Genomic DNA, 12244 nt, shown 5'->3' on the forward strand with positions numbered 1-12244 from the left:
ACGTGTCATGGGAACACGGTGTGGTTGCACCCGTCCAGTCCGGAATTCCCGACCGGCGGGCGGGCCGGATTACCCCGCTTTCCCACCATTCCCGCCCCATTGTCGCCTGAAAACGATGGTCTTCTGCCGCGCAAACGGATCGAGTCAGGAACCGGGCAGCATGCAGAAATTCATAATCGCGGGCTTCGTCGCCCTGATGGGGCTGATGGCCGTCGCCTCGGACTTCTTCATGGAGTGGAAGGATGCCGAGGGCGCCTTTGGCCCCAGGGAATACCTGGCCAGCTTCGGTGCCCGCGCCGAAGAGGAACGCCAGGCCAAGGACCGCAAGGAATTCCTGGCCCGGCCGATCACTAGCTTCATGCCCGACGCGCCCGAGGGCTGGGTGCGCAGCGAATGGACGCCCGAGTTGCAGAGCGCGCTGATGGGCGAGGACCGCGTCACCGACTTCGACCCCGAGGTCATGTCGGCGATGAAGGACTCGACCAAGATGATCGGCGGCTTCAGCGCGGCCGGCTACGGCAACCTGAAGGCCGCGCGCACGATGGTCTACCGCAAGGGCAACGAGCTGGTGTTCCTCGAGGCCAAGACCGAGCGGGACGAGCCCATCCGCGTGACCACCAGCTTTGCCGCCGACACGCTGCGCAGCACCTTGGACGACCGGAACTCGTTCAAGGGGTTCGCCCATTCGCAGGGCGTGTCTTGGGCACAGAAGCACGGCAAATGGGACGTTTTTGCCGAGCTGGAAAGCGGCGGGACGCGCGAGGACGAAGAGAAACGGCGCACCTTCCAGACCCGGATGGGCGACCGCGTGGCCCTGCAGATCACCGCCCGGGCCGAGGACGCGTCGATCCGCGAGATCATGCATGCCATCGACTATGTCGCGCTGAACAGGCTGAACGAGTTGCCCATGGTCGGCGTCTCGGCCGATGTGCCGGTCATGCCGGTGGACCAGCAGGTCTTTGTCGCACAGCGCTGGTCGGACCAGCGTCACCAGCAGCGGTTGCAACAGCGGGCCGCCGCGCTGGCCAAGTACGAAAGCGGCGACTACTCGCCCACCTTCCTCGAACAGATGATCACGCCGGCCGGGGCCGAGTACCGGTTGGACAAGCAACGCGCGGCCGGCCAGCAGATCGGGCTCGAGACGCAGGAGGCCAGCGTCAAGGTCGAGAAGGCCGAGACGGTGCAAGCCGCCGCCGAGCCGGACGCGGAGGCGGGCGGGTTCTCGCTGCTCAAGCTCTTTGCCGGTCCCGACAAGGAGGCCGAGGCCCTGGCCGCCGCAGAGGCCGAGGCCCGTGCCGCCGAGGTCGCGCTGGCGCAGGCCAGGGCCCGCGTGTCGCAGCTTGGCCTGGCCACGACCGACCTGCGTGTCGCCCAGGACGGGCTGTCGGGCAAGCCGCAGGCCGAATGGAAGGCGGCCAGCAGCGGCGGTCTCAAGACCCACCACCCGCGGTATGACCTGCGCCAGCACGAGGTGCAGGCCGGCCTCGCCCCCGGCAGCTGCGTGCAACTGGTCAGCGGCACGATCTATTGCGAGGCCAATGCCGAGGCGATTCGCCTGGCCGCGGCCGAAGCCCTGTCGACCCAAAGCTACTCCGAGGTCACGGCCGCCCCCGCCCGTGTCTGCCCCCTGAAGTTGCCTTGTCGGAAAGCGATTTTCCGCGAAGTCGTTTTCAGCGCGGCAAATGTCGGGTGGGCTGCGCGCCGCTGTGCGAATCCGGTAAAAGCGGGTCAGGCCACGCAAACCCCGGAGCGCACGTCACATGAAGACCCACGTTAAAGCCCTTGTCGTCGGCGGTGGCGCCGTCGGTACCTCGATCGCCTACCATCTGGCCCGCGCGGGCTGGCAGGACGTCATGCTGCTGGAACGGGACGAGCTGACGAGCGGCTCGACCTGGCACGCGGCCGGCCTGCTGCCGCTGTTCAACATGAACTACGCGACGACCCATATCCACAAGTACTCGGTCGATTTCTACAAGACGCTCGAAGCGGAAACTGGCCTCAACGCCGGCTTTGCCATCGTGGGCAACCTGCGCATGGCGCAGACCGATGCGCGGATGGACGAGTACCGGCTTTACAGCTCGACCGCCGAAACCGCCGGCGTCTACCACGAGTTCCTGAGCCCGGCCGAGATCAAGGAGCGCTGGCCGCTGCTCAATACCGAGGATCTCAAGGGCGCGCTGTTCCATCCGCAGGACGGCTATATCAACCCTGCCGACGTGACCATGGCCATGGCCAAGGGCGCCCGCCAGCGCGGTGTGATGATCGAGCGGAAGTGGCAGGTCGACGGCTACGAGTGGACCGGGTCCGAGTGGAAGGTCACCGTCACCAAGATGGTCGAGAAGGGCGGCAACCTGGTGCCCTCGGACGAGCAGACCACCATCACCGCCGAACACGTCGTGACCGCCACCGGCAACCACGCGCAGCGCACCGCCAAGCTGCTGGGCATCAAGATCCCCGCGATCCCGGTCGAGCACCAGTTCATCGTGACCGAACCTGACCCGGCGCTGCAGGCCTATCGCCAGTCCGGCGCGCCCGAGCACCCGGTGCTGCGGGACGCCGACGCCAAGTGGTACGTGCGCGAAGAGCGCGGCGGCTGGATCCTTGGCCCCTACGAGGAAGGCGCCCCGGCGCGCTTTGCCTACGGCGTGCCCGACAGCTTCCGCGCCGACCTCTTCCCGCTCGACCTCGAGCGGATCGAAGAGGAATACATGTCCATGATCCACCGGATTCCGTCCTCGGAAACCGTCGGTCTCAAGGACGATTTCAACGGCCCGATCTGCTACACCCCCGATGGTAACCCGCTGGTCGGCCCGGCCCCGGGCCTGCGCAACATGTGGTTGGCCGAAGGCTTTTCCTTCGGGATCACCGCCGCGGGCGGTACCGGCTACTACCTTGCCCAGCTGATGACCCAGGGCGAAGCCGAGATCGACATGGCCTCGCTCGACCCCAAGCGCTACGGCTCGTGGATCACGACCGAATATGCCTGCCGCAAGAACGAGGAATGCTACGACCACGTCTTCATCCTGCACCACCCGGACGAGGAACGCCCGGCGGCCCGCCCGCTCCGCACCGCGCCGGTCTATGACCGCCAGAAGGCGCTGGGCGCGCAGTTCGGCTGCGTGAACGGCTGGGAACGGCCGAACTACTACGGCCCGCTGGATGCGCCCGAGTCGTTCGACCACGACAGCCGCAGCTTCCGCCGTGGCGACTGGTGGCAATACGCCGAGGCCGAGGCGAAGGCCGTCCGCGAAACCGCCGGCCTGATCGACGCCACGGCATTCACCAAGCACCTGCTGCGGGGGCCGGGGGCGACCGCGTTCCTCGATCGCTTCACCTGCAACAAGCTGCCGAAAGTGGGCCGGATCAACCTGACCTACGCCCTGACCGAGGCGGGCACGACCCGCACGGAATACACCATCGTCCGCCTGGCCGAGAACGAATATTACCTCGTTTCGGCCGGTGCCTGGACAGCCTATGACGCCGATTACCTGATGAAGGCGGCCGAGGATTTCATGGGCCAGGGTGGCGGCTATGTCGACATCCATGACGTGACCACGCAATGGGGCGTCTTCGCCATCGCGGGGCCCAGGTCGCGCGACATCCTGAACGAGCTGGTGCGCGACGCGGAACCGGAAACCCGCCTTGGCAACAAGCGGTTCCCTTGGCTCTCGTACCGCGACATTGAACTCGGCATGTGCCCGGTCCGCGCCATCCGCGTGGCCTACACGGGTGAGTTGGGCTGGGAGCTTCACCACCCGATCGAGATGCAGCGCTACCTGTGGGAGCAGCTGCTGGCCGCGGGCGAAAAGCACGGCATGAAGCTGGTCGGGGCCCGCGCGCAGAACTGGCTGCGGCAGGAGAAATCCTACCGCGCCTTCGGCAACGAACTGGGCCGCGACGCGACCCCGCTCGAGGCCGGGCTGGACCGCTTTGTCGACCTGTCGAAGGACTTCACCGGCAAGGCGGCGATGCAGGACAAGGGCATCCGCGCCATGTGCGTCACCGTGCTGATCGACGGGCCGGACGATTGCGACCCCTGGGGCCGCGAGGCGCTGCTGCACGACGGCAAGATGATCGGGCGCCTGACCTCGGGCGGCTGGTCGGTGGCTTTCGGCAAGCAGATCGGCATGGGCTACGTCCCCGTCGCGCTGTCCGAGCCGGGCACCAGGCTGCAGGTCCGCATCCAGGGCGCGCTCTACGATGCCGAAGTCACCGTCGACAGCCCCTATGATCCGAAAAACGAAGTGATCCGTAAGGACATTTAAGGGACGGGAAAGAGTTTTGTTGGAAAACGGGCCCGGCACTTGACCTATGTCATGACGCCGGGCCCCTGACTCGGGCACTTCACCCGTGACGTCGCCGCGGCGACGAGATGGGAGCACCGGGTCTTTCGCGTTCGACTTGGTGTGTTCCCGTGGCCCCGATTGCATCCCGGTCGGGGCCACCCACCCGCGGCACGTCACTGACTAAAAAGACCCCGGCCGGTTGTCCCGGCCGGGGTCTTTTTTCCATGGCCTGCCGGCGCGGCCCCAACCGGGGCCGAAACCGCGCGTGGTCGCCCGGCCGTCACCTCTGCGGACCGGACGGGCGTGTCACACCGGCGCGGACCGGAGGTCGGGTCGCAGCGTTAAGGCCTTCGGGGATCTGCGGGGGCGACGGGCAGGTCACCGGTCTGCGGCACGTTAGAGCCCGGCAGTCAGTCGTCCGACAATTCGTCAAAGCATTCCAACGCCTTGCCCGCATACATCGAGGCCGGGCCACCGCCCATCTGCACCGACATGGCCAGCACGTCGGCGACCTCGTCCCGGGTTGCGCCCGCGCGGATCAGCGCCTTGACGTGCAGCGCGATGCAGCTGTCGCATTGCGCATAGACCGCGATTCCAAGGGCGACGAATTCCTTGGTCTTGGCGTCCAGCGGGCCCTCTTTCTTCACGGCCATGTTCAGCTCGTTGAACTTTGCCATGGCCGGCGCGGCCTTGTTCAGCGCGCGCAGCTGCGCATAGGTGCGGTCGATCGTGTCTTTCCAGCTCATCCGTCTCTCCTGGCATGACGTTGCCGCAGCCATAGCGCGCGCGGCAGGACCCGGACCTTGCGCAGGATCAAGACATGCAGGTTTTTGCAGGTGACTTCGGGTCAGAACGGCCGTGTGAAGACAAGGCCAAGGTTGTTCGCCGGCATCTCGACCGCCGCGACAAGGTCGAGGCCCGCGGCCTGCACGATGTCGATCACGTCGAAATCGTCCTTGTAGCCGATGTCGGGGTCCTGCTGTTGCAGCGAGGCGTGGAAACGTTCATCGCCCTCGCTCGTCAGCTCTCCGGCCCGCATGAAGGGGCCATAAAGGATCAGGTGGCCGTTGACCCCGACCGCCTGCGCGGCCTCCTGCAAGAGCTGAGTGGCCTCGGCGTCGCTGATGAGGTGCAAGAGGTTGCACAGCGAAACCAGGGCCTTGCCGCCGTGCGCGCGCGCCCAACCCGGCGCGCTGGCGTCCAGCGCCATGGCCGGCAGGATATTCGTCAACCCCGACTCGCGCGCGTAGGCGTCGATCGACCGCAGCCGCATCGGGTCCACGTCGGTCGGCTGCCAGCTGAGCCCCGGCAGGCGCCGGGCCAGTGCCACCACGTGCTGCCCGGTGCCCGAGGCGATCTCGAGCGCGTCACCCGTTTCGGCGGCAAAACTGGCCACCAGGTTGCAAACCGCGTCGCAATTCCGTGTGGCAGAGGGGGCGATCAGCTTGTCGCCGTCGGACGGCATGTGCATCGGCCCTCCGTCGGGCAGGGTCAGCTTGCGGGTCATGCGAACCTCCGGGGGCTGAGGGCGGTGACGGTGGCATGGTCCAGGTCCGGCGCGTGGCCCAGGACATGCGCGGCAACGAGGCGGCTGGCCGCGACGGCGGTCTGGAAGCCGTAGCCGCCTTGCCCCGCGCACCAGATGAAACCCGGCACATGGGCGTCCGGCCCGATCACCAGCGTGCGGTCGGGGGCAAAGGTGCGCAAGCCCGCCCAGTTGGCCAGCATCCGCGTGACCGGCTCGGTCACCGCTTCCTCGTACCGGGCCAGCCCCTCGGCCAGGACCATGTCGTCGGCCCAGGCGTCCTGCGGCGGCACCGGGTCTTCCTCGCTGGGCGAGACCAGCAGCGCACCCGCGTCGGGCTTGGCGTACCAGGCGTCGTCGACCCCGTCCATGAAGGGCCAGCGGCTCACGTCATGCCCGCCCGGCGCGGGGATGCGCGCCATGGACCGGCGGTAGGGCTGGAGGCCGATGCGCCGGGCGCCGGCCAGCGCGGCCACCTCGTCGGCCCAGGCGCCGGCGGCGTTGACGATCACGTCGGCCTGCCAATCGCGGTCGCCCGCCCGCAGCGTCCAACGCCCGCCGTCGCGGGTGATGCTGTCGATCCGCGCGCCGGTCACGATCTCGGCCCCGGCATCCCGCACCTCGCGCACAAAGCCCTGCAGGAACAGGTCGGTGTCGAGGTCAAAGACATCCTCGCGCCCCGCCACCCGCGTGACGGTGTCGGTGTTCAGGATCGGCACCCGCGCCACGGCGTCGCTCAGCGAGACCTCGTCCAGCCCGAACCCGGCGGCATTGACGGCGAACCGTTCCTCTTCGCCGGCCTTGCCGACCAGGTACATGCCGCGCGGCGACAGCACACCGCGGGCGTGCAGTTCATCCGCGCTGGCATGGTTCAGCGCGCGCACGACCGGGTTGCCGTAATTGGCAAGGAAGGCCGCGGCCGACCGCCCCGTGGCGTGAAAGCCCAAGGACGTTTCGGCCTCGAGCAGCGTCACGCGCGCCTCGGGCGCCAGCCGCGCGGCGGCCGAGACACCGGCGATCCCGCCGCCGATGACGACGATGTCGGTCATGCTTCCTCCAGCCGGTCCGTGGCGGGGGGTGGATCGGGCGCGAGATCGGCCAGCAGGTCGTAAAGCCCCTGCGTCATGTTGAAGTCGAGCGCGTCGAGCGACGGCTGAAGCTGGTCCAGCGACCGGCCCGAGATGATCGGCGCCGGCTGCGCCGCGTGGCGCGCAACCCAGGCGACGGCCAGTGTCGCGGGATGGGTGCCCAGCTCCTCGGCGATGGCGCCAAGGCCGCGCGCCGCCTCGTGCATCCAGTCGGGATTGTAGCGCGCGGCATAGCGATCATCCTCGGACAGGCGCCCGGCCTCTCCGCGCTGGTACTTGCCGGTCAGCAGGCCGCCGCCCAGCGGGCTGTAGGTCGCGGGCAGGATGCCCTCGGACGCGCACATCGGCAGCAGCTCGACCTCGGCCTGCCGCTTGACCACGTTGTACATCGGTTGCAGCACGTCCACGCGCAGCCCATGTTTCTCGGCGGCGCATTGAAACTTCATCACCTGCCAGGCGGCGAAGTTGGACACGCCAAGGTACCGGAACTTCCCCTCGGCCTTCAGCGCGGCCAAGGCGCCCAGCGTCTCGTCCAGCGGATCGTCGTTCCAGCGGTGCAGGTACAGCAGGTCGACCCCGTCCATCTGCATCCGGTCCAGGCTTTCGCCCAGCTGCGTCCGGATATTGGCTGCCCCCGCGCCGCCTGCCATGGCGACCTTGGTGGCCAGGAACAGCGCGTCGCGGTCAGGCCCTGCAAGGCGGCCCAGGATCTCTTCGGACCGGCCCTCGGTGTAGATCCAGGCAGTGTCGAAATGGTTCAGGCCCGCCGCGCGGCAGGCGTCGTACATGGCGCGGGCGTCGTCGTCGCTCGCCTTGCCGCCCCATTGCATGGTGCCGTAGGCGAAGGGGGACAGCGCCGAGCCGTCGGGTGTGGTCAATCGTGTCATGGACCCGAGCCTGCCACCCGCGCGGGCCGAAGGAAAGGGGGATTGCCGCGATGCCCGCACGGAGTCACCGTCCGTTGACGATATCGGGGGACGGGGACGAGGCTGAAACAAGTCGCGGGCCGTACCGGCCCCGACCTTTGCGCGCTGGAGGCGCACGAGGTGGCCTGGCTGCTGAAACGGGGTGTTGCCTCGCGGGGCGCCGCGCGCATCGTCGCGCAGGCGGTGGGTGGCCCTTGCGGCCCATCGATCTGGTCGTGCGCAATAACTGAGCCCGGCATGGCGTCCGCCGGGGTCGGGCGCGGCGCGGGCCGAACCGCCCGCCCGGCCTAGAGGTAGCCGTCGGCGCGAAAGCTCACCTCGGACGATTTGCCGATCACGAGGTGGTCGTGCAGGGTGATCCCCAGCGCCTTGGCCGCGGCTTCGATCTGGCGGGTCATGAGGATGTCCGCCTCGGACGGGGTCGGATCGCCCGAGGGATGGTTGTGCACCAGGATCAGCGCCGAGGCGTTCAGCTCGAGCGCTTTCTTGACCACCTCGCGCGGGTAGACGGGGACGTGGTCGACCGTGCCCTGGCCCTGTACCTCGTCAGCCACAAGGATGTTCTTGCGGTCCAGGTAGAGCACGCGGAACTGTTCGGTTTCGCGGTGCGACATGGTGGTGTGGCAATAGTCCAGCAGCGCGTCCCACGAGCTGAGCACCGGACGCTGCATCACCCGCGACCGCGACAGGCGCTGGGCCGCCGCCTCGATCAGCTTGAGTTCGCAGATGACCGCGTCACCGACGCCCTTGACCTGCGCCAACCGCTCGGGCGGGGCGCTGATCACCCCGTTGAAACTGCCGAACTTTTCCAACAACAGCCGCGCCAGCGGCTTCATGTCCTGCCGGGCGTTGGCGCGGAACAGCACCAGCTCAAGCATCTCGTAATCGGGCAGCGCCTCGGCGCCGCCGTGCAGGAACCTGTCACGCAGCCGCTTGCGGTGGTCGCCGATATAGGACGGCAGCCGCTGGCCCTTTTGCAGGGGCGTTTGGGGCGTGAGGGGCGGGCCCATTGCCTCGTCCATCTGGAACAGGGGTAGATCGTCTGACCGTTTCATGCCCCCGACCATGGCGTATGGCTGGTGAACAAACGGTTAATGCGCCCCCGGTTTGCGCGCGATCACGAAGCTGGCCGAACGTTTGTCGGGCCTCCAGCAGGTCTCGATCCCGAAGCTGGCGGCGCGGATCATGTCCAGCAGCTCGTCCTGCCGGAAAAAGCGGATGGTCGCCGGGGCCTTGCCCAGCCATTGCGCCACCGCGATGGCCGGTTTCAGCCAGGTCATGCCGTCGCCAAGGCAGGCCGAGCTGATCACGAGATACCCGCCCGGCCGCAGGGTCCGCGCGGCCATGGCCAGCGCGTCCTCGGGGTCGTCCAGCAGGTGCAGCAGGCTGAGCATCAGAACCATGTCGCGCGAGGCGGGCTCGGGGTCCAGCTCATCGACCGCCGCCCGTTCAAAGCGCAGGTTGGTCAGACCCCGCTCGGCCGCCGCCTTGCGGCCAAACTCGAGCATGGCGTCGCTGATGTCGGTGGCCAGCACCTCGCGCACGTAGGGCGCATGGGCCAGCGCCGTGCCGCCGGTGCCGCAGCCGATCTCGAGCAGCTCCATCTCGGGCGTCAGCAGGGCCTGTGTCTCGCGCAACTTGCGCTGGTAGACCTCTTCCTTCGCGATCGGCCGGGCCGCGTATTTCGCGGCGATGTTGTCCCAGAAACTTGCGTTGCTCATGCCCGGCCCACCCGTCCGAATACCGCGTCAGAAATCGATCAGCCCCAGTTTCGCGGCCCGCACCAGCAGCGTGGCGACGGAATTGGCGCCAAGCTTGCGCATGAGGGACGTGCGGTGCGTATCCACCGTCTTGGGACTGATCCCCAGCTTTTCAGCCGCCTGCACATTGGTCAACCCGCGCGAGATGGCCATCAGCACCTCTATTTCCCGCGGGGAAAGCTGCGCGGCGCCCGTTTGCGCCTCGTCCAGGCGGAATTGCGGGCCGATGACCTCCTGGCCCGCCATGACGGCCTGCATCCCGGCGCAGATCTCCTCGATCGGGGCGGCCTTGCTGAGAACCCCGCGCACGCCGACGGCGCGCAGCAGCCGCGCCACGTCATGGCCCGCGCGACCCGTCACCACGATCACCCGCGCCTCGGGCACCCAGCGCGCCAGCTCGATCGCCACCTCGATCCCAGTCGCATCCGGCAGGCCGAAGTCGAGCAGCACGATCTGCGGTTTCAACTGCCGCGCCATGCGGATCGCCTGCACGCCCGACCCCGTCGTGCCGATCACGGTGAAATCGCCGGTGTCCTCGAGCGCGCGTTGCATTCCCGCCACGGTAAAGGCATGGTCATCGACGATCAGTACCGAATTGGCCAACAAATGTCCCCCGGGGTGCGCTTGCAAAGGGCCGGAATGCGTCCTCTACTCATCCTCATCGCGCTGGTGCTGCAAAGCTTAGCCCTTTCGGCCCAGCCGGACAATCGCCTGTCGCTGGGGGCCGAGCGCCTCGACTGGCCGGAAGTGCGCGCCTTCGTGGGCACTTACGAGGACGTGACACGCGACGCCGACCTGGGCGACGCGATCGGCGCCGAATACCGGCCGGTGGACGGCGAAACGGTCGATTTCGGCTATACCAAGTCGGTGATCTGGCTGCGCCTGCGGATCGAGAACGCGCAGCGCCGTGACACCTGGCGGCTGAGCGTGCGCGAGAATTTCTTCCAGATCTACGAGGTCTACCGGGTGGACCCGGACGGCACCGTCACCGTGCTGGACAACCAGGGCCCGCTGACGCCGTTTGCCGGCCGCTCGGTCGCCTATCCCGAACTGACGACGGAATTCGAGCTGCCGCAGGGCGCGGCGACCGACCTTTACATCCGCTTCTGGTCGGGTGGGTCGTCGGAACTGTCGTTCTCGCTGATGACGGTGCAGGCGTTCAACGACTGGTCGGCGGGCAAGACGGCGCGCAACTTCGTCTACTACGGGATCGGCCTGTTCCTCGTGGCGGCGGCGGTGGTCTGCTACCTTGTGACCTGGCGTGGCGTCTTCCTGGCCTATTCGATCTATGCGCTTTTCGGCACGCTCTTCGTGATGCATGGCGATGGCAACACGTTCAAGTACCTCTGGCCCGAACGGCCGCTGCTCAACGACAACGCCTCGGCCTTCATCGGGGCGGGGCTGGTGGTCTTTGGCGCCAATTTCGCGCGGGTCTTCCTGCAGACGCGGCAGCGCCACCCGGTGATGGACAAGGTGCTGATCGCGGTCATGGCGATGACGCTGGCGATCCTGGCCTCGGGGCTGTTCGTCGACATGCAGATCGTCAAGCGGCTGCTGATCCTCGCCTCGCTCATCGGCATCATCACCTTTGTCGTCTCGGGGCTGGTGGCCGCGCGGACGCGGTTCCGCGAGGTGCGGTTCTACGTGCTGGCTTGGGCGGGCGCGGTGGTGTCGAGCGGGATCATGAACCTGCGGCACTGGCTGGGGATCGAGATCCCTGAAGAGGTGCAGTTCAACTCCATGCGGATCGTGCTGATCATGGACGCGGTGCTGATGGGGCTCGCCATCCTCGACCGGTTCAACCAGCTGCGCGCCGCCCGGCAGGAGGCGCTGGAGCTGTCGCTGAGCGAGGCGCAGCGCAACGTGGCCCTGTCGGCGCGGATGGCCGAGCTCGAGACCGATTTCGAGCTGCTCCAGGATCTCACCCGCACCCGCGAACAAAGCCTCGCCGACACCGCCCACGACCTGCGCCAGCCGCTGCACGCGCTGCGGCTGAACGTGCGGCGGATGATGAACCGCGAGGGGCGCGGCGCGGTGGATGCGACCGAGGTCGAGGAGACATTCGCCTATCTCGAGGGGCTCGTCGCCACGGGCCTCGAGACGGTCGAGCGGGCCGATGCCTCGGGCGCCTCGCGGCCGGCCGAGGATGCGCCGACCGATGTGGGCGAGGTGCTGGGATCGGTGGCCGAGATGTTCGCCCCCGATGCCGAGGCCAAGGGGCTGACCCTGCGCCACGTCGCGACGGGCGCCACCACGCGGGTGCCGCCTTTGGCAATGATGCGGATGGTCACCAACCTCGTGTCGAACGCGGTGAAATACACCGAAACCGGCGGCGTGCTGCTGGGGGTCCGCCGCCATGGCGGCACCACGCGGATCGAGGTGCACGACACCGGCCCCGGCCTCGGGGCGGGCGGGCTGGCCGCCGCGCTGCCGCGCCATGCAAGGCACAGCGACATCGAGGGATCGGGCCTTGGCCTCGACATCGTGCGGCAACTGGCCGAGGCACATGGCTGCGGCTTTGGCTACCGCGCGCGGCCCTACGGCTGCGTCTTCTACATCGACCTGCCCTGACAAACGCCGTCCTGACGCAGGGGCAATTTCAGGTGATCACCCGATGGCGCCGCCGCGCGGCCCTGCGCTAGGCTTTGCCCGCGAACAA

At 67.9% G+C, this 12244-nt stretch carries 10 protein-coding genes; 3 read left to right on the forward strand and 7 right to left on the reverse strand.

The features are described 5' to 3' along the window. Positions 1 to 160 precede the first annotated feature (160 nt). Positions 161 to 1777, forward strand: a complete 1617-nt coding sequence (locus tag MF270_RS20150) for a hypothetical protein (protein ID WP_238367585.1) — start codon at positions 161 to 163, stop codon at positions 1775 to 1777. Then, positions 1761 to 4265, forward strand: a complete 2505-nt coding sequence (locus MF270_RS20155; RefSeq protein WP_238367586.1) for a GcvT family protein — start codon at positions 1761 to 1763, stop codon at positions 4263 to 4265. The genes MF270_RS20150 and MF270_RS20155 overlap by 17 nt, the downstream gene beginning before the upstream one ends. A 431-nt stretch (positions 4266 to 4696) precedes the next feature. Here MF270_RS20155 and MF270_RS20160 read toward each other — a convergent pair whose 3' ends face one another. The 7 genes from MF270_RS20160 to MF270_RS20190 all read right to left on the reverse strand — a co-directional run bounded on the left by MF270_RS20160 (position 4697) and on the right by MF270_RS20190 (position 10188). After that, positions 4697 to 5032 carry a carboxymuconolactone decarboxylase family protein gene (locus MF270_RS20160; RefSeq protein WP_238367587.1) on the reverse strand — a complete coding sequence of 112 codons (336 nt, stop codon included), beginning with the start codon at positions 5030 to 5032 and terminating at the stop codon, positions 4697 to 4699. Between the two features lie 101 nt (positions 5033 to 5133). Continuing rightward, positions 5134 to 5793 carry a DUF938 domain-containing protein gene (locus MF270_RS20165; RefSeq protein ID WP_238367588.1) on the reverse strand — a complete coding sequence of 220 codons (660 nt, stop codon included), beginning with the start codon at positions 5791 to 5793 and terminating at the stop codon, positions 5134 to 5136. After that, a complete protein-coding gene (locus tag MF270_RS20170; protein WP_238367589.1) occupies positions 5790 to 6860 on the reverse strand; it encodes an NAD(P)/FAD-dependent oxidoreductase in 1071 nt (356 codons plus the stop codon). Before MF270_RS20170 ends, MF270_RS20165 begins: the two co-directional genes overlap by 4 nt. Continuing rightward, positions 6857 to 7786: an aldo/keto reductase gene (locus MF270_RS20175; RefSeq protein WP_238367590.1), complete on the reverse strand. Its 930-nt coding sequence runs from the start codon at positions 7784 to 7786 to the stop codon at positions 6857 to 6859. The genes MF270_RS20170 and MF270_RS20175 overlap by 4 nt, the downstream gene beginning before the upstream one ends. A gap of 326 nt (positions 7787 to 8112) precedes the next feature. Continuing rightward, entirely contained in the window at positions 8113 to 8880 is a 768-nt protein-coding gene (radC, locus tag MF270_RS20180; RefSeq protein WP_418887890.1) for a RadC family protein, read from the reverse strand. Between the two features lie 36 nt (positions 8881 to 8916). After that, complete coding sequence (locus tag MF270_RS20185) at positions 8917 to 9546, reverse strand: class I SAM-dependent methyltransferase (RefSeq protein WP_238367591.1); 630 nt, start codon at positions 9544 to 9546, stop codon at positions 8917 to 8919. A gap of 27 nt (positions 9547 to 9573) precedes the next feature. Next, positions 9574 to 10188, reverse strand: coding sequence for a response regulator (locus MF270_RS20190; RefSeq protein WP_238367592.1), 615 nt, complete (start codon positions 10186 to 10188; stop codon positions 9574 to 9576). A gap of 36 nt (positions 10189 to 10224) precedes the next feature. Between MF270_RS20190 and MF270_RS20195 the strand changes: the two genes are divergently transcribed. Then, positions 10225 to 12156, forward strand: a complete 1932-nt coding sequence (locus MF270_RS20195; RefSeq protein ID WP_238367593.1) for a sensor histidine kinase — start codon at positions 10225 to 10227, stop codon at positions 12154 to 12156. Positions 12157 to 12244: the final 88 nt, after the last annotated feature.

Source organism: Mesobacterium pallidum, assembly GCF_019966535.1.
Classification (GTDB): Bacteria; Pseudomonadota; Alphaproteobacteria; order Rhodobacterales; family Rhodobacteraceae; genus Mesobacterium; species Mesobacterium pallidum.